Below are 17251 nucleotides of genomic sequence, written 5' to 3'. Positions count from 1 at the left end.
AAAACGGCTGAGCTGATTCTGCCCCGAGGTTGGCGGGAAATCAAGTCAACGGCTATCACTATGCGTTGCTGAGCTCGAACGTTGCGGTTGACGACGTAAAAACAAAGCGACAATAGCGCTGGTTAACGCCCCCATAATGAGCGCACCGATGACCGATTGCACCATGTATGCATTGAGTGAGAAGTAGGCCTCGGCCTGCGCTTGTGTCATCAAGCCCTCAGAGACTGCAAAGGCAATCATATTGCTGAAAAAGTGTGGCGAAATAACGTAGTGGCTGAGCCATTGAATGACAGGTGAGAGCGCGGCAACGACTAAGGTGATTTTAATGCCACTCAGGAATCCATGGGACCAACGCAAGTAATGTCCAGGTTGTGCGCGGCGCACGTCACGCAGCGCCATGACATAGATAACCACAGCGAGAATGGCAAAAATATTGGTGACGTAGCGGTGATAGGCAATCAGCGGACCATGCAGACCAATCAGGCGCTCAAAGACGATCCAAAGCGTTAAAGCTACGACGAAAATAATACCCCATTTGAGTTCTTTCATTGACCTTTCCCTCAGTGGTGATGCTGGCCAGGAGAATCGAGGCGGCAGGCTTCTGATTTCAGTTCTAATTCAAGCGTAGTATGAAAAATTTCAAATGCCTTAATTTTTTCATTGATTGCCGTTTTGACCGCAAGGTAATGCGTGCTGGCAGCGAAATCTTCATCTAATTCAATATGTGCGGTGAGCACGTGAGACTCACCGTCAAGTGACCAAAGGTGCATGTGGTGCACATCGCGCACGTGTGCAACATCTTTGATGGCCTGCTCAATAGCGCTGTAAAGGGCCGGATTGGGGTTGGCCTGGCTAAACAGTTTTAGGGTCTCAATCAGGTTACGAACCACGTTGATTAAAATGAACAAGGTAAAGGCGATGGAGAGCAGCGGGTCGATGATTGGCCAGTCGACGAAGGTCATCACAATGGCACCAATCAAGACCGCGACCCAACCTAAAACATCCTCGAGTAAATGCCAGTTGAGAACCCGCTCATTGAGGGTTTTACCAGCCGCCAATTTAAACGCTGCGTAGCCATTCACCACCACACCAAGTATGGCTAAGTAAATCATACCTTCCGTATGGGGCATGACAGGGTCAATCAAGCGCGGTACAGCTTCCCATAGTACCCACATCGAGCCGCCGAGTAATACCAGCGCGTTAAAGAGGGCGCCGAGCAGACTAAAACGCTTATAGCCGTAGGTGAATTGTGTGTTGGCTTGCTTACGACCGAGCTTGTTGAGCACCCATGAGAGTCCTAAGGAGAGCGAATCCCCAAGGTCGTGCACGGCGTCGGCAATAATCGCGGTACTGTTGGTCAGAACGCCACCGATAAACTCAATCACGGTAAACACTAGATTGAGCCAGAAGGCTAAGCCAATGCGCTTCGATGACGCATCACCGTGATGATGGTGGTGATGCCCGTGATGGTGATGCCCCATAGTTTCGCTTTCCTCTGTGAATACGGCGGTGCCGACGCAAATATTGATCCCGATCAACGTTTCCACCACGCAGCTTAATACAATAGGCGCATCTTAACTAGGGAGTCTCATTATGAAAAAGTCATTGTTAGTTAGCAGTTTACTCTTGGTCGGCTTCGCGGCTCCAGCAGCAGCTGACATCTCAGTTAACGTCGGTGCCATTGGTGTTATGCCAAACGATAGCAGTGCATCATTACCGGTTATTGAAACTGTAGCGGGCTTGAATGCTGGCAGCACTGGCGTAACTGTCGACAACAACACTCAGTTAGGTATCACTTTTGACTATCAATTGGACCAAAACTGGAGCTTGGAATTAGTTGCGGCAACCCCGTTCAAGCACGACATCTACGGTTCAGGCGCGTTGGAAGGTTTGAAAATTGGTGAAACCAAGCACTTGCCACCAACCTTGTTAGCGCAATACCACTTTGATGTTGGTAACGACGCTATTGACCCATTTGTCGGCGTTGGTGTGAACTACACCACCTTCTTCGAAGAGAAAGTCAGTGCAGATTTAGCTGGTGTGTTAACTGATTTGTCTGTCATCACTGCCGATGACCACGTTGAATTGGCGTTATCGAACAGCTGGGGTTATGCGTTACAAGCAGGTGTGAACGTAGCGTTGAACGACAAGTGGGGCGTGCACTTCATGGTCAGCCGCATGGCGATTGATACTGTTGCTGACGTACGCATCAACGGCGCTACTGCTGAGTCTGTTGCCGTAGACATCGACCCAACTGTTGCCATGTTAGGTATTCGTTACAGCTTCTAATAAGGAGGCTTGCAATGGCCATCTTAAAAGAGTTTTTTAATGACCCTGTAATCTTCTTTTCTTTTACAGGTCTTGCGGTACTGCTAGGGATTGGCGGCTTCTACGTGTATTACTTTATGAGTAAAATTAACCACGAAGAGTGATCGTAAGTTTTTCAGCCCCCGTATTCTGCATGAGTGACGCGGAACACGGGGGCTGACTTTTATCTTACGAATTCGAAGCGTTGTCAGTCCTGTTCACTCGACGAGTAGCTGGACGCTAGCGCCATCACGTAAGTCCGCATCCGGATGATTCACCACCTGTTCACCAGCGCTAAGTCCGGCGCGGATTTGCCGATAAATACCACTTTGAAAGCCGACGTCGACGGTGCGTTGTTCGAGTACTTCGTCTTGCACTACAAACACCTGCCACGCGCCGTCTTGGCGAAATAATGCTGTGACCGGCACAGCGAGTGTCGCTTGGGCTTGCTCAACGACGACTGCAGCGGTGACACGGTAATCATGACCAAGCGCAGTGGTGGGTTGGTCAAGTTCAATGAAAATGCTTACCCGTTGTTCCTCAATGCCGAGCGCTGACACCTTGGTAAAGCCCGATGGGTTGACGCGGCGGACGGTGCCCGCTAACACATCTTCGCCACCCCATTGGGTGATTTCAGCAGGCATGCCTGGGCGTACTTTGACGGCGGCACTGCTTAGCAGATCGACTTGAATTTCAAGATCGTTAAGGTTGCCTAGCTCAACAATGGTTTCACCAGCGGTAACGACGCCTTCACAGCAGCGAAAGCGCTGCAACACTGTGCCTGAAACGGGGGCAGGGACTTGCAGAACTTGGTTTTCGTCTTGGCTACGGCTACCTTCTGCGACTTCGAGCACAAGGGTGGCATTGCTCACCTCTGCGCGTGCTACCGTGACTGCCGCTTGCGCAGAGCGCTCACTTGATTGAGCGCGGTATAACGCGGTTTGTGCGCGTTCAAGATCGAAGGTTGAAGCTAAGCCAGAGTTATGGAGACGTTCAATGCGTTGAAACTCGTTGTTCGCTAACTGCGTTTCACTGGCGCTGTTCTCAGCCAAAGCAATGGCCGCGTTGAGGCGTGCTTTCGCGGCATTGAGGGTTTGTTGCGCTTGCTCGCGGGTACGCATATCGAGCGCTGGAGTTGGCGAGGGCTCCACTTGAAACACTGTCTCGCCTTGTTGCACAGGATCGCCTGGCTCAAGGGTAACGCGCCTTAGGTAGCCTTGGATCGGAGAGGACACTTGATAGGTGTTGCGCAGGTGGGTGCGACCTTCGTCGCCCACGCGATAGGCGAGATCGCCCTGATAAACGCTAACCGTTGCTACCGTAGGGGGCTTTGGACGCAAGGTCAACGCTAAAGCAGCAAGAATAACGAGCAGGACCAACCAAGGCAGCAGTTTAGTGAGGCGTTGGCGAAAGCCGAGTTTTTCCATAACGGTTTACTCCGATTTTAAAGCGGCAATGAGGTCCAACCGACGCAGGCGGCGTACCATTAACATGACGGCTATCGTGGCGGCCGTCAACACTCCAAGCGCTGACCAACCAAACAGTTGTTGGCTGAGCACAAAGGGGATGCGAAACAGTTCACTACTGATCACATGACTCATGCCAAGGGCAAACAAAACGCCTAATCCCCAGCCGAGTGGCAGTGCCAACAGCACCAGAATGAACAGTTCACCGAATAAAATACGCGCGATTTCGGTGTGGCTGTAGCCGAGCACTCTGAGCGTGGCCAACTCACGTTCACGCTCGGCCAGCGCGATACGGGCGTTGTTGTAGACCATCGCGAAGGTCATCGAACCCGCGAGCACAAAGATAATGCTCATTGCAGTTAGCACTGTATCGTCCATGTAGGCGCGCAACTTCGCCTCGGCTTCGCGTACATGGGTATAGCCAGCAACTTGCGGCATCTCATTTAATGCCGTGTAGAGTGCGTCTTTGGCTTGGCTGTCGATGAGTAACCAAGCACCTGAGAGGCTCTCACTTTGGTACAACTGTTGGTTGAGCGTCGCGAGCGAGAGGTAGGCGCCGACCCCGATGGCTTCAGCAGAGGTAGCCACCACCTGCACATCAGTGCGTATCCGCCGTTCAGCAATAAACTCCACATCCAATAAGGTTCCCGCTGGACTGCCAAGGTAATTGGCTAGGTGCTCGGTCAAGACGATGCCTTGTTCGGGCATGCGTGCTAATCCGGCCAGCTGACGTAATTGGCTATCGGGTGAAAACGCCGTGACTGCGGTGCTGTAGGTTTGTGGGCCTTGGCGCAGGCGTACTGGGACGCTACGGAATCCCTCGACATAGTTAACACCGGGCAATGCGGCGAGGCTAGCCAAGGCTTGGCCATCGGTAATTTGGGTGAATTGGACAATAACGTCCATCTGCTGCTCAACGCGATAGTTGCGCTCGAGCATGGTGGTGATGGCATTGAACTGATAGCTGCCAAATAACAATAAGCCGCCGGAAATAGCGATACCAAACACCGTTAAGCCGCTGCGCAGTGGATGCCGGACGAGGTTCCGTAAGATAATACGCGCACCTTGGGTGAACCAAGGTGAGGCCAACAGATGGTTGATCCAGCTTTGATGAAAGTTGATGGGCGTTGCCGGCCGCATGGCTTGTGCCGGTGGCACTCGAATAGCTAAATAAATGGCGCGCCAGGTCCCTAAAAAGCCAGCGACCAAGGTCACTAACAGAGCGATTGCCATGGTGGTCCATTGAATACTGACTGTCAGCGTTACAAAATTGAAGTACAGGCTGTAGAGTTCAACCATGGCTGCGGCAAGCCAGCGACTCAGGATCGCCCCAAAAACGACGCCAAGAAAAATCACCACCACGGTGTAACCCAGATAATGGCCGAAAATGGCCTTTTGGCTATAGCCGAAGGCTTTTAAAATCGCGATGGTTTGCCGTTGGGTTTGGATCTGGCGTTGCATGAAGATATTGAACAAAAAAGCTGATGCACCTAAAAACAGTACCGGTAGAAAAATAGCATTGGTGCCGAGCTGTTTTAATTCCTCGCTCAGAAAGCGGTGGGAGGACTGTTCATCGCGATCAGCTGCGCCACGGCCACCATAGCGTTCGAACAAGGCGTCTAAACGAATTTTTAAAGCCTCTTGATCAGTGCCTGGCTGCAGTTGCAAGCTGATACTGTTAAAGGCGCCATCCATATCTAAGGCTGCTGCGAGCGCTTCTTCATGCAGCCAAAATACGCCGTAGCGCTGGTAATCTGGCATGATGTCCGCAGGACCAATCTGGTAGATAAATTCCGGGGAAATGGCAATACCGACAATCTCAAGCTCCGTACGACGGCCGTTCAAAATTGCCGTGACGCTGTCATACAGTTGTAGCTGATGTGCTTCAGCAAACGGCTTCGAAATGACCACTTGTTGTGGCGTTTGTGGATAATAGCCACTGCTGAAATGCAGTCGATTAAGCAACGGATCACGTTGACTCGGAATCGAGAGTAGCTGCGCTTGAATAGGATCGGTATAGCCGGGTAACTCAACGCGAGCGGCGCTACGGATGCGTGACTCGACGATGGCAACACCGGGTAATTCGAGCACTTGTTCGCTAAGGCTGCGTGGTGCGCGGGTTAATTCAACAAACAACTCGGCATAGTGGTAGTCTTGATAAAAGTGTTGTTGCGCCCGTGTCAGGCTTTGTTTGGCACTGGTCATCATTAACAGCACCATCACGCCAATACTGACCACTAAGGCTATCGCGATAAGCTGCGCACGGGCTTGCCAGACCTCACGCCCAAGCTTATGGAGCAGCGTGAGGTGATGGGTCACCAGTGGAGCTCCTGAGCCGAGCGTTTGCTGCTGTTGTAGTGCTGGTCGACAATTTGTCCGTCTGAAAGGCGAATAATTCGGTCAGCCATGTCACCTATGACCGCGTTATGGGTAATGATGGCGGTGGTGGTATTGAGCTCGTGATTAATGTCCTGGAGTACTTGTAGGACTATACCGCCGGTACTTGAGTCAAGCGCGCCTGTGGGCTCGTCACAAAGTAAGATGTCAGGGCGTTTGGCAATCGCACGCGCAATCGCCACGCGTTGCTGTTCGCCGCCGGACAGTTGTGCTGGAAAATGGTGCAAACGCTGACTCAGGCCGACCCGTTCAAGTGCTTCTTCGGGGCGCATGGGGTTGGCGGCGATGTCAGTCACCATGGCGACATTCTCGCGTGCGGTTAGACTTGGAATAAGATTATAAAATTGAAAAACAAAGCCGACATGGTCACGGCGATAACGGGTCAGCTGTTGGTCGTTTGCCTTATGTAAGGCGTGATCATGATAATACAGCTGGCCGGAAGAGGGAGTGTCTAGCCCGCCAATAATATTCAATAATGTTGACTTGCCTGAGCCAGAAGCACCCAGCAAAACCACCAACTCACCACTTTCAAGCTCGAGATCCACCCCTCGTAAGGCGTGGATCTCGACTTCACCCATCGGGTAGATTTTGCTGATGGCTTCGGCTTTAAGCATCGTTAGGCCACGAACTAATTGTATTGCGAGCCCAACATCACTGCGCTACCAACACCGAGAAGCGTGATAACAAAGACAATCGCAATACCAATAATCATCCACAACAATGTTGCGCGTGCCCAGTTTTGTTTTGACGGTGCGGTGCTACTTGAAAATGACCAGACCAATAATGCAATCAAGTTGACCAGAGGAATAAAGGTCAAGAATAATGTGAGCATCCAATCGCCAAGACTAACTGGCTCTGCGTTTCGATAGTTATGTTGTTCCATTTCAGGTTTCCTTTGTGAGTAAAGCGCGTTAACGTTGTGATAAGAACGTTAAAAAATAAAAGGATGGCTGATGCCTGTCAACTTAAACCCGGTAAAAACAATACGAATGTTTATTTTAGCGACAATGATCGTTGTGATTTCCGGCATCAATGAGGCAAACGCGATGGCGAATGATTATGTTATTTATATCACCCGGCATGCTGAAAAAGCACCTGAGGTGTCCAATCCACCGTTATCTGCGGAGGGCAGCCAGCGCGCGCAGATGTTGGCTCAACTCTTGTCAAAAGCTGGCATACAAGCCATCTACACCACGCCGTATCAACGCACTGAAGACACCGCAGCGCCGCTAGCGAAAATCCTTGAAATAGCACCTGAACACTATCGTGCTGGTGAGGGACAACAGTTGTTAGAAACAGTACGCCGTAACGCTCAGACGGTATTGATTGTGGGTCATAGCAATACCGTGCCGCAATTGGTGCGTGCACTAGGTGGTGAAACTGAAGATCTCACCGAACAAGACTACGGTGATCTTTATCAGTTGCACATGCGCGAGGGAACGCCTGAGTTGGTGCGATTAATGATCCCAACAGGTAGCGCGGTGAAGTTCTAAAAAATGATCTCGATTTGATCAATAAAAGTGAATTTTACACTGTTCAATTGCGCCGTTTTTTCGTAGCCTTTAGAACCTTTTTTCTGGCACGAGCGCGCAATGACCAATCTGCACGATTACAGTGAATTGATTGAAGTGATCCCTGATGCGGCCCTAGTGGTTGATCGGCAGGGTCGCATCGTGCTCTGTAATCGTTTGGCGAGTCAACTCTTTGGGTATGCTGCTGCTGAGCTCAAAGCACTTACGCTTGATGCATTACTCCCCGAAGAAGTCCGTGACAAGCATGCGCAGCACCTCGAACAGTTTTTTGCGCACCAGCAAGCGCGACCGATGGGGCAAGGCTTACATTTTAAAGGCGTGCGCAAAGACGGCTCGAGCTTTCATGTCGATATTATGCTGAGCCTGGTCAAGGTTGAGCAACAAGCCTATGCCATTGCGTTTATTCGTGATGCGACCCAAGCCAAATTACTCGAAGCACAGATTCGCCGCGAGCTGGCCCTTGAGCGCCGTCAGGCACATACTGATTACCTAACGGGCTTACCTAATCGCCGTGCCTTTCATACAAAGCTAGAGCAACAGCTTGAGTTGTTAAAGCGAGACGGCGAGCAATTTTGTGTGGCATTGATCGATATTGATGATTTCAAATGGGTCAATGATCAGCTCGGTCATGCTGAAGGGGATCGGGCGTTACAAATGCTTGCACGCGCGATTCGTGAGAGTTGCCGTGAGCAAGATTTTATCGCCCGCATCGGTGGCGATGAGTTTGTTAGCATCCATCCGCACGCTGCCTCAAGTGCTATCCAACATATTATGCAGCGGGTTCAACTCGCGGTGCAGCAGCTCGGTCAACAACAAGGCTGGCCGGTATCAGTCTCCATTGGTACCTGCTATTGCAGCCAGTGGCATAGTGATTACAGTGTCGAGCGTATTTTGCAAATCGCCGATGAGGCCATGTACGCTGGCAAGCTTGGCGGCAAAAATCAAATCAACGCTGCGCCTTTGACGACGTAAGATTGCTGACAAAGGTAACTAAAGCGCTTAACGGCATGGGCCGAGCGTATAGATAGCCTTGAACTTCTTCACAGCCAGCGCGCTTAAGGTAATGCGCTTGCTGTGGTGTTTCCACTCCTTCAGCAACCACACGCAAATTGAGCGCCTTCGCCATTGCTAAGATGGTTTTTACCAGCCGCGCATCTTGTGCACTTTGTGTGATGTCTTGAATAAAGCTTTGATCGATCTTTACTTCTTGGATCGGCAGTAGACGCAGCGTATTGATGGAGGAGTAACCGGTACCGAAATCATCAAGCGAGACTTGCACACCACGCTGGTGCAGTACGCTCAGGACATTCTTAACGCCTTCAAGATTTAACAGTGCCGAGGTCTCGGTTAGCTCTAATTCCACCACTGACCAGTGGCTTGGAAGTTTTGCGAAATTGTGTAAAAACCGCTGCGTGCTCTGACTATGATTAAAGTCCTCTGCGGAGACATTAAACGAAACCCTTGGGAAGTGGGTATAGAGAAGATCGGCTGCGAGTAACTCATCAATTGCGGTTTGCATAACAAAATCGGTAATGTCGCAAATAAGTCCATGTTGCTCAGCAAGCGGAATAAACACGTCGGGCGGAATCATGCCTTCTTCAGGATGATGCCAGCGCGCCAACACTTCGACCCCACTGAGTTGATGGTCTGACAGTCGAAATTGCGGTTGATACACCACACTAAGACGTTGATTATGCAGCGCAGCCTTTAGGTCAAACAATAGCTTGGTGCGTTTTGAAACGTGTTCGCCATACTCACTTTTGTACACACGTAAACGGTTTGCGCCCTGAGCTTTTGCTTCATCTAAAGCGGTCATTGCCGCTTCAATGAGGGTGCTGGTAGCGTTGGCATCCGAGGGAAAATGGGCAATACCAAAACAGGCGGTGAGGCTTGAGTCGGGTAGCTCCGCAATCGATAGTGTGCGCAGGAGTTGTTGTAGGTGTTGGGTCTGCGGTAGCACGTCATTGGGCCAGGTGAGCATGGGTAGGGCAATCGCAAACTCATCCCCATCAAGACGACTCAGTAGTACGCGTTGTTGATAATGATGGCGTAGCAAGTTGGCAACGCTTTGCAGATACCGATCGCCCACCGCCGTGCCAGCGTTAGTGTTCAGTTGCTTAAACCCATCGAGATTAAAGACGATAAGCGTTAGAGGGGCGCTGCTGTCCCGACAAAAGCGAAGCTCGGCGTCGAGCTCTTGTTCGAACATATGGCGATTCAATAAACCGGTTAAGCGATCACGCTCGGATAAATTACGTTGCCGTTCGAGGGCGCGTTTGGATAAGAAAAAGAGTAACGACGCGGTCACCAGAATAAACGCCCAGCCTTTATAGGTTTGCAGTTGTGTCAACAATGCAGAGTCCGCAGCGATTGCTAACAATAGCTGATCAGAAAAGCGGATCCAAAGCAGTCCAACAATAAAGTAGGCTAACGCAATAAGCGCCGCTGCGCGGCGAGGTGACATAAGTGACGTACTCCTTAACGTGTTAATACCACTAATTTTTATGTGGGATTAATTGACTCTAGCTAAGGAGTACTATTTTTACCAGCTTTTTTAATCGTTTAAGTAGGTTGCATGGAACTCAAGATGGTCCTCGATAAAGCTCGCGATAAAGTAGTAGCTGTGATCGTAGCCATCTTGTAAACGCAGTTGCGCCGCGAAGTGCCGAGCTTCAACAGTCTCTTTTAAGGTTGAAAAATTGAGTTGCTCGGCAAGGAAGTTGTCGGCACTACCTTGATCCACTAATAACGGTGGACATTTGTGTCCTTGCCGCATCAGTTCGACGGCATCGTAAGCGTGCCATTGCGCGCGATCATCGCCAAGATAGCCGCTGAACGCTTTGTGGCCCCAAGGGCAGGCACTCGGATGCGCAATCGGAGCAAAAGCTGAGACACTGCGGAACTGGTCGTGTTCTTTTAAGGCCATGATCAATGCACCATGACCACCCATCGAATGGCCGCTGATACTTAGCTTGCCGTTCAGAGGGAAGTGCGTGTGACAGAGGTCAAGCAGTTCTTTGGTGATGTAATCGTACATCTGGTAGTGCTGGGACCAAGGAGCTTGTGTGGCATTGACATAAAAACCTGCGCCTTTGCCAAAGTCATAGGCATCGTCATCTGCCACTTCATCGCCGCGAGGACTGGTATCTGGAATGATAAGTGCGATACCAAGTCGCGCTGCAACGCGTTGCGCGCCTGCTTTGCTGCTAAAGTTTTCGTCGCTACAGGTAAGCCCGGATAACCACACCACAGCTGGAACATGCTTGCCTTGCAGTGCTTTAGGCGGCAAGTAAAGGCTGAACTGCATCGTGCAGTTTAGGGTGTCCGAGAGGTGCTCATAACGTCGTTGTTCGCCGTCGAAGCAACGTACCGCATTCACTAATTTCACATTGCTCATAGTGCATTCCTGATTTAAAGGGAGAGGTAGGAGCATCATACACATTCTGAAAAATAACTGTCTATGATCGGCGTTATTTTGTCGCGTTTGGACAAAAAAAAGCCGCTCCGATGAGCGGCTTGATTGAAACGAAAAACACGCGATTATAACGGGTTACCGTTACTGTCGAGTTTGGTCACTGGACCGAGGTTCAGCGCACGTACGTCTTCTTCGATTTGGCTTAAGTCACCGATGATGACCCAAGTGAGCGCGTCAGGACGTAAGATATCGTCTGCTGAAGTACGCACTGTGTCGAGCTCGATGGCTTCAACGCGTTGACCGTAGGCTTCTAACCACTCCATGTCTTTGCCTTTCTCAAGGGTATCGACAATTGAGCGTAGCAACGCGCCTTTGGTTTCATAGGCACCTGGCAACTTCGCGGTTTTGTTGGCGATCACTTTTTCAAGTTCCGCTGCGCTGGCAGGGTTGTCACCAAGGTAGCCGTTCAGTTCTTTTAAGATCTCTTCGATCGACTCTTTGGTCTTGTCCGTCTGTACTGGCGCTGAAGCGAGCAATAAGCCTGCTTCATCAGCACCAACCCAACCGGTACGGGCACCGTACGACCAACCTTTGTCTTCACGTAAGTTCATGTTCAAGCGACTGGTGAAGCTACCACCTAAAATGGTGTTCATCACGTCGATGACTTCAGCGTTTTCAACGTTACCTGATGGTGCCAATTGACCTGCGATGATGGTCGATTGTGGCGTTCCTGGCTGGTCGATTAAGAACACACGGGCTTCGGTTTGCGGAGCTACGGCACTGAATTGCTTCTCTGGAGCTGCGCTTGCAGGTGCTTGCCAATCGGCAAAATACTGCTCAAGCAATGGCTTGATTTCAGCTTCAGTGGTTGCGCCAACGATGACCAAACGAGAAAGATCTGGACGTAACCAAGTCTCTGCGTGGTTGACCAAATCAGCACGCGTCAGTGATTGAATCGACGCTTCAGTACCTGAACCTGTGAAAGGTACGCTGTAGGCGTGGTTATCGCCAAAGATAAGCTGTGGCAGCACCCGGTATGCTTGCGCCGTCGGCTGTGCTTTTTCTTTTTTGATGTTCTCTAACCATAAGCCACGCTTGCGTTTAATCTCTTCGTCTGAGAACGCTGGGTTCATCAATACGTCAGCCATGATTTCCAAGCTTGGTGCCAAGTTGGTGACCAACGTATCCATGCTGATGCTTGAGCTATCGAGGCTAGCACCTGCAGAAAGGTTGGTACCCAAGGTTTCCAACTCTTTGCTCAAACTCAAGCTGTCACGTGAGGTGGTGCCTTCACGAAGCATGCTCATGGTGTAGCTTGCCGTACCGACTTTGCCACCGAAATCAGCAGCATAACCGCTATCGATAACTAAGCGCATTTGTACTGTAGGTACGTCATGACGCTCGGCTAGCGCAACTTCTAAGCCGTTGGAAAGAGTGAAGGTGTTGACTTCAGGTAAATCGAGTTGTGGCAACTCGCCCACTTCAGGCAAGGCTGAACGGTCTGCTTGTGCTTCAGCTGCTGCGTAATTTGGCTGTGGAACCACATCTAATACGAAGGCACCATCGGTTAACCAGCGCTTCGCAGCATTCTGAATATCTGCCGGTGTTGCTGCTTTTAAGGTTTCCATCGATTGCTCGTAGAAGCCAGGGTTGTTGTGGTACACCTGACCTGCGGCAAGGATATCTGATTTACCACCGAAGCCACCGATACGCTCAGCACCGCGGACAAAGCCAGCGATCGTACTGAATTTGGTCCGTGCTACTTCTTCAGCAGTCGGGCCTTCGGCGATGATTTTTGCTAATTCTTCATCAATGATGGCTTCGATGCGACGCATGTCCACGCCTGGTTTGGCGTCAGCAATCACAAAGAATTGCCCCGCGAGCACGCGCTCGTACTGGAAGCCTGAAACCATGCTGGCAATCTGCTCATCGTAAACTAAACGCTGATACAAGCGCGAGTTCTTACCACTGGCAAGAATGTCCACTAACATGCTCAGGTATTCTGAGTCGGCAGTGCCCATTTCAGCGGTGTTCCATAACTTGTAGATACGTGACGCAGGCACGTTGTCTTCCATAGTGGCACGCTTGGTGCCTTCACTTTTAGCAACCCAGCTTTGTAGTTTCTTCAATGGTTTGCCTGGGGCAATGTGGCCGAAGTAGTGCTGCATTTTTTCTTTCGCAGTAGCAACGTCGATGTCACCCGCAAGCACAACAACAGCGTTCGCCGCGCCGTAATAGTCGTTGAACCACTGATGCACGTCTTCTAATGACGCAGCATTCAAATCTTCGAGTGAACCGATAGTGGTCCACGAGTATGGGTGACCTTGCGGAAAGGTTTGCTCAGCAAGGAAGCCGAACACTCGGCCGTACGGCTGTGCTTCGCCTTGGCGTTTTTCGTTTTGAACGACGCCACGCTGTTCATCAAGTTTGTCTTGGGTCACAGCACCTAACAGGTGACCCATACGATCGGATTCCATCCAGAGCGCCATATCAAGCGCAGGGGTAGGCACGTTTTGGAAGTAGTTGGTACGGTCACTGTTGGTGGTACCGTTCATGTCGGTTGCACCAGCGCGCTCGAACGGACCGAAATACTCGTCATCGTAGTTTTCTGTACCGTTGAACATCAAGTGTTCAAACAAGTGGGCGAAACCGGTGATACCTGGGCGCTCGTCTTTTGAACCCACACCATACCAAACGTTTACAGCAACGATTGGAGCTTTACGGTCTTCATGGACCACTACGGTCAAACCGTTGTCGAGGGTAAAGCTTTCATAGCTGATTGCGACATCAGGGAGGTTTTGTTGTTGCACGACAGCTGCATTGTTGGCGCTGTTTTGCTGTGCGGTGGCTTGGCATCCGCCAAGTAGCACGGTGGCTACTGCCATCGCAGTAAAGGTTTTAGAGAATCGCATTTTTCTTTTCCATTGTTGTGGATTTAGCTCCCCGATGATAAAGCAGCAGGGAGATGTTGTAATCGTGTAATGATTAGAAAAGTGTAACAAGATTGGTCAATCGTTAACAATGCTTCCAATTAGGCGCTTAATCAAGGATAATTGCGCTTTGTTGTCGGGCAAAAAAAAGAATAGTGAGTGTGGGAAAAACAACGATTATAGCGATCGCTGGCGCTTCAGCCTCGGGTAAAAGCTTATTTGCATCTACCGTTTATCAAGAACTCGTCGCCGAAATCGGTGGGACGGGTATCGCCATTTTGAACGAAGATGCGTACTACCGCGACCAAAGTCATTTGACCTTTGAGCAGCGGCAGTTAACCAATTATGACCATCCTTCTGCGTTTGAACATGAACTCTTGGTGGAACACCTCGCGGCTTTAAGCAATGGGCACACCATTGAAATGCCACAGTACAGCTATAAAACGCACACTCGTATTCCTGAGACCATCAAAGTCCAACCTGGCAAAGTCATCATGGTCGAAGGTATTTTGCTCCTCAATGATCCCCATCTGCGCAAGTTGTTTGATATCTCCGTCTTTATGGACACCCCGCTAGATGTTTGTTTGTTGCGTCGGATGATTCGTGATGTGGAAGAACGCGGTCGTACGGTGCAGTCCGTTGCCGAGCAGTACGAAGAGACAGTACGCCCCGCGTTTTTTGAGTTTATTTTGCCATCCAAGCAGTTTGCTGACTTGGTGGTGACCCGCGGTGGTCAAAATGAGATCGCCATCGACCTGATAAAATCAAAAATTCGGCAGCTCCTCGCTGAATAACACTAACTAAAACGGTCTTTATATGAATAGTTTCCTCGGCATTGCCATTTTATTCGCTATTGCCATCTTGTTTTCGACCAATCGTAAGAGCATTAATTGGCGCACCGTCGGTGGTGCATTTGCCATTCAGCTGTTATTAGGCGCCTTCGTGCTCTATGTGCCTTTTGGGCAAGATGTGCTGTACTCCGTTGCGAATGGGGTGGCGACAGTTATCTCGTTCACCAATGCCGGTATCGAGTTTATGTTCGGTAACTTGGTGTCGAAAGAGCATGGCTTCATCTTTGCCATACAAGTGCTCAGTGTCATCGTCTTTTTCTCGTCCTTAATTTCGGTGCTGTATTACCTTGGCATTATGAAGTGGGTGATCCGCATCCTTGGCGGTGGCTTGCAGAAAATTATCGGCAGTAGCCGTCCGGAATCGATGTCAGCTGCGGCCAATATTTTCGTCGGACAGACTGAGGCACCGATGATGGTGCGCCCCTTTATTGCCAGTATGACGCGTTCAGAATTGTTCGCCGTTATGGTCGGTGGTATGTGTTCGGTGTCCGGCTCTGTTTTGGCCGGTTATGCAGGCGTAGGTGTTGAGCTGAAATACCTGATTGCAGCGAGCTTTATGGCGGCCCCAGCAGGTTTGTTGATGGCAAAAATTATCATGCCTGAGCTCGACAAACCGCGTGAAGATATTGATAACATTATCGAAGAAAGCAGCTCACAGAAAGCCGGTGATGTGCAGGTGGAAGACCGCTCAGTGAATGTCATTGATGCTGCGGCCGCTGGTGCGTCAAGTGGTGTGCAACTGGCGATTAATGTCGGTGCCATGTTGATTGCCTTTGTCGCGTTGATTGCGTTGGTCAATGGTATTTTCGGCTGGGTGGGTGGCTGGTTTGGCTATCCTGACCTGTCGTTACAGCAGTTGTTCGGTTATGTGTTCCAGCCGATTGCCTACGTACTGGGTGTGAGCTGGGACGAAGCGCAACTGGCGGGTAGTTTCATTGGCCAAAAACTGGTGATTAATGAGTTCGTTGCTTACTTAGATTTCGTCAACTACAAAGACCAATTGAGCATGCACAGCCAAGTCATCATTACCTTTGTGTTGTGTGGCTTTGCCAACTTCTCATCGATTGCAATTTTGCTCGGTGGCTTAGGTGGTATGGCGCCAAGCCGTCGCCACGATATCGCGCGTTTAGGGATGCGAGCCTTGTTGGCCGCAACCTTAGCGAACATGATGAGCGCGGCGATTGCAGGCTTCTTTTACAGCCTGACCTAAGCTTTATAAATAACTATAAAAAAAGCCCGCAGTGATTCACTAGCGGGCTTTTTTATTGTCTTAATGCCAGGCTTTAACGTTTACAGTGATTGCGGATCACGCCCTCTTGGGCGGTTGAGGCAATCAATACGCCGTCACGGTTAAAGAACTGACCACGCACTAAGCCGCGCGCACCACAGGCGACCGGACTATCGATGGCATATAAAATCCAATCATCAAGGCGGAAGTCTTTGTGGAACCACATAGAGTGATCGATGGTTGCCATTTGGATTTCTGGCTGCGCAAAGCTGGCGCCATGCGGTTGCAAGGCGGTCGGCAAAAAGTTGAAATCAGAGGCGTAGGCTAACAAGTATTTGTGGATACGCGGGTCGTCCGGCATGGCGCCATTCGCTTTAATCCAGACATAGCGTTTCGGCGCGTCTACCTCAGGCTTAAATGGGTTATTGGCGGTGACAAAACGCATTTCAATCGGCTTTTCAGAGGTGAATTTATTGCGTAGTGGTGCTGGAATTAACTCCGCATGTTCGCGGTAAATCTCTAAATCCGAAACCAAACCTTCTGGGCCTGGCACATCCGGCATTGGGTCTTGGTGCTCATAACCCGGCTCATCGATTTGGAATGAAGCGGTCATATAGAAAATGGGCTTGCCGTGTTGCACCGCTTGCACCCGACGAGTCGAGAAGCTTTTTCCGTCACGGACGTTCTCAACGTCATACACAATCGGCTTATGGGCATCACCAGGGCGTAAAAAGTAGGTATGCAGCGAATGTACCTTGCGGTCTTCCGGAAGGGTTTCTTTCGCCGCCGAAAGCGCTTGCCCGATCACCTGACCACCAAACACAGCACCAAACCCGAGATCCTGACTCTGGCCGCGATAGATGCCTTGTTCGATGGTTTCTAAGCGTAGTAAATCGAGTAAGTCCTGCAACACTTGGCTCATGATCCTTCCTTAAAATGTAAATAAGAACAGCATTATAAGCTGCTGGACGGCTAGCTCAATAGTTTCTCCGCGTAAATGCCGCGCAAAACCTCGCTGTCATAGAAGTACGGTTGATCTTTGCCACAGAGAATCCCATTATGAAAGAGGTAAGCAAAAAATGGCTTGCCTTACGAATCAGGGCTAAGCTGAATGAATCTATCGTT

General features: G+C 50.3%; 15 protein-coding genes. 5 read left to right on the top strand and 10 right to left on the bottom strand.

Features of this window, described 5'->3' with window-relative positions; all coding sequences use genetic code 11:
- Positions 1-45: 45 nt before the first annotated feature.
- Both G535_RS12480 and G535_RS0100405 read right to left on the bottom strand, forming a co-directional pair.
- Entirely contained in the window at positions 46-549 is a 504-nt protein-coding gene (locus tag G535_RS12480) for a DUF4199 domain-containing protein (RefSeq protein WP_051206854.1), read from the bottom strand.
- Positions 550-560: 11 nt separating this feature from the next.
- Positions 561-1481 (bottom strand): cation diffusion facilitator family transporter, encoded by a 921-nt coding sequence (locus G535_RS0100405; RefSeq protein ID WP_026860265.1) that lies wholly within the window; start codon positions 1479-1481, stop codon positions 561-563.
- A 112-nt stretch (positions 1482-1593) separates the two neighbouring features.
- On the opposite strand from G535_RS0100405, the gene G535_RS0100400 reads away from it, so the two are divergent.
- Positions 1594-2289, top strand: a complete 696-nt coding sequence (locus G535_RS0100400) for an OmpW/AlkL family protein (protein ID WP_026860264.1) — start codon at positions 1594-1596, stop codon at positions 2287-2289.
- Between the two features lie 236 nt (positions 2290-2525).
- Here G535_RS0100400 and G535_RS0100390 read toward each other — a convergent pair whose 3' ends face one another.
- From G535_RS0100390 to G535_RS0100375, 4 genes are read right to left on the bottom strand one after another with little or no spacing between them, the layout of a single operon-like run.
- Complete coding sequence (locus G535_RS0100390) at positions 2526-3734, bottom strand: efflux RND transporter periplasmic adaptor subunit (protein ID WP_026860263.1); 1209 nt, start codon at positions 3732-3734, stop codon at positions 2526-2528.
- 6 nt (positions 3735-3740) lie between these two features.
- On the bottom strand, positions 3741-6092 hold the full coding sequence (locus G535_RS0100385) for an ABC transporter permease (RefSeq protein ID WP_051206853.1): 2352 nt from the start codon (positions 6090-6092) through the stop codon (positions 3741-3743).
- Positions 6089-6784, bottom strand: a complete 696-nt coding sequence (locus G535_RS0100380; RefSeq protein ID WP_034727125.1) for an ABC transporter ATP-binding protein — start codon at positions 6782-6784, stop codon at positions 6089-6091. The genes G535_RS0100385 and G535_RS0100380 overlap by 4 nt, the downstream gene beginning before the upstream one ends.
- A 14-nt stretch (positions 6785-6798) precedes the next feature.
- Positions 6799-7053, bottom strand: coding sequence for a hypothetical protein (locus G535_RS0100375; protein ID WP_026860260.1), 255 nt, complete (start codon positions 7051-7053; stop codon positions 6799-6801).
- A 70-nt stretch (positions 7054-7123) separates the two neighbouring features.
- Between G535_RS0100375 and G535_RS12475 the strand changes: the two genes are divergently transcribed.
- Both G535_RS12475 and G535_RS0100360 read left to right on the top strand, forming a co-directional pair.
- Positions 7124-7663 carry a SixA phosphatase family protein gene (locus tag G535_RS12475; RefSeq protein WP_051206852.1) on the top strand — a complete coding sequence of 180 codons (540 nt, stop codon included), beginning with the start codon at positions 7124-7126 and terminating at the stop codon, positions 7661-7663.
- Between the two features lie 99 nt (positions 7664-7762).
- Positions 7763-8674 carry a sensor domain-containing diguanylate cyclase gene (locus G535_RS0100360; RefSeq protein ID WP_026860259.1) on the top strand — a complete coding sequence of 304 codons (912 nt, stop codon included), beginning with the start codon at positions 7763-7765 and terminating at the stop codon, positions 8672-8674.
- Here G535_RS0100360 and G535_RS0100355 read toward each other — a convergent pair.
- The 3 genes from G535_RS0100355 to G535_RS0100345 form a co-directional block, all read right to left on the bottom strand.
- Positions 8649-10166 (bottom strand): putative bifunctional diguanylate cyclase/phosphodiesterase, encoded by a 1518-nt coding sequence (locus tag G535_RS0100355; protein ID WP_026860258.1) that lies wholly within the window; start codon positions 10164-10166, stop codon positions 8649-8651. The two genes, G535_RS0100360 and G535_RS0100355, sit on opposite strands and share 26 nt — an antisense overlap.
- A 90-nt stretch (positions 10167-10256) precedes the next feature.
- A complete protein-coding gene (gene fghA / locus G535_RS0100350; RefSeq protein ID WP_244993578.1) occupies positions 10257-11099 on the bottom strand; it encodes an S-formylglutathione hydrolase in 843 nt (280 codons plus the stop codon).
- A 143-nt stretch (positions 11100-11242) separates the two neighbouring features.
- Positions 11243-14029: a M16 family metallopeptidase gene (locus G535_RS0100345; protein WP_026860256.1), complete on the bottom strand. Its 2787-nt coding sequence runs from the start codon at positions 14027-14029 to the stop codon at positions 11243-11245.
- A gap of 179 nt (positions 14030-14208) precedes the next feature.
- On the opposite strand from G535_RS0100345, the gene udk reads away from it, so the two are divergent.
- Together udk and G535_RS0100335 are read left to right on the top strand one after the other, a co-directional pair.
- Positions 14209-14841, top strand: a complete 633-nt coding sequence (gene udk / locus G535_RS0100340) for a uridine kinase (RefSeq protein ID WP_026860255.1) — start codon at positions 14209-14211, stop codon at positions 14839-14841.
- Between the two features lie 22 nt (positions 14842-14863).
- Positions 14864-16108 (top strand): NupC/NupG family nucleoside CNT transporter, encoded by a 1245-nt coding sequence (locus tag G535_RS0100335; RefSeq protein ID WP_026860254.1) that lies wholly within the window; start codon positions 14864-14866, stop codon positions 16106-16108.
- 73 nt (positions 16109-16181) lie between these two features.
- On the opposite strand, the gene tesB is transcribed toward G535_RS0100335, so the two are convergent.
- Positions 16182-17048: an acyl-CoA thioesterase II gene (gene tesB, locus G535_RS0100330; RefSeq protein ID WP_026860253.1), complete on the bottom strand. Its 867-nt coding sequence runs from the start codon at positions 17046-17048 to the stop codon at positions 16182-16184.
- Positions 17049-17251 lie beyond the last annotated feature (203 nt).

The sequence above is a fragment of the Pseudidiomarina sediminum DSM 21906 genome, assembly GCF_000423165.1.
Taxonomy (GTDB): Bacteria; Pseudomonadota; Gammaproteobacteria; order Enterobacterales; family Alteromonadaceae; genus Pseudidiomarina; species Pseudidiomarina sediminum.
The sequence above is the reverse complement of the archived record's forward strand: the minus strand, read 5'-3'. Positions and strand labels throughout refer to the sequence as shown.

Excerpts from the sequence above, each read along its gene's own strand:
- fghA (WP_244993578.1), bottom strand. The coding sequence starts at position 11,099 with ATGAGCAATGTGAAATTAGTGAATGCGGTACGTTGCTTCGACGGCGAA.
- tesB (WP_026860253.1), bottom strand. The coding sequence starts at position 17,048 with ATGAGCCAAGTGTTGCAGGACTTACTCGATTTACTACGCTTAGAAACC.
- G535_RS0100390 (WP_026860263.1), bottom strand. The coding sequence starts at position 3,734 with ATGGAAAAACTCGGCTTTCGCCAACGCCTCACTAAACTGCTGCCTTGG.
- G535_RS0100400 (WP_026860264.1), top strand. The coding sequence starts at position 1,594 with ATGAAAAAGTCATTGTTAGTTAGCAGTTTACTCTTGGTCGGCTTCGCG.
- G535_RS0100345 (WP_026860256.1), bottom strand. The coding sequence starts at position 14,029 with ATGCGATTCTCTAAAACCTTTACTGCGATGGCAGTAGCCACCGTGCTA.
- G535_RS0100405 (WP_026860265.1), bottom strand. The coding sequence starts at position 1,481 with ATGGGGCATCACCATCACGGGCATCACCACCATCATCACGGTGATGCG.
- G535_RS0100380 (WP_034727125.1), bottom strand. The coding sequence starts at position 6,784 with ATGCTTAAAGCCGAAGCCATCAGCAAAATCTACCCGATGGGTGAAGTC.
- G535_RS0100355 (WP_026860258.1), bottom strand. The coding sequence starts at position 10,166 with ATGTCACCTCGCCGCGCAGCGGCGCTTATTGCGTTAGCCTACTTTATT.
- G535_RS12475 (WP_051206852.1), top strand. The coding sequence starts at position 7,124 with ATGCCTGTCAACTTAAACCCGGTAAAAACAATACGAATGTTTATTTTA.
- G535_RS12480 (WP_051206854.1), bottom strand. The coding sequence starts at position 549 with ATGAAAGAACTCAAATGGGGTATTATTTTCGTCGTAGCTTTAACGCTT.
- G535_RS0100335 (WP_026860254.1), top strand. The coding sequence starts at position 14,864 with ATGAATAGTTTCCTCGGCATTGCCATTTTATTCGCTATTGCCATCTTG.
- G535_RS0100375 (WP_026860260.1), bottom strand. The coding sequence starts at position 7,053 with ATGGAACAACATAACTATCGAAACGCAGAGCCAGTTAGTCTTGGCGAT.
- G535_RS0100360 (WP_026860259.1), top strand. The coding sequence starts at position 7,763 with ATGACCAATCTGCACGATTACAGTGAATTGATTGAAGTGATCCCTGAT.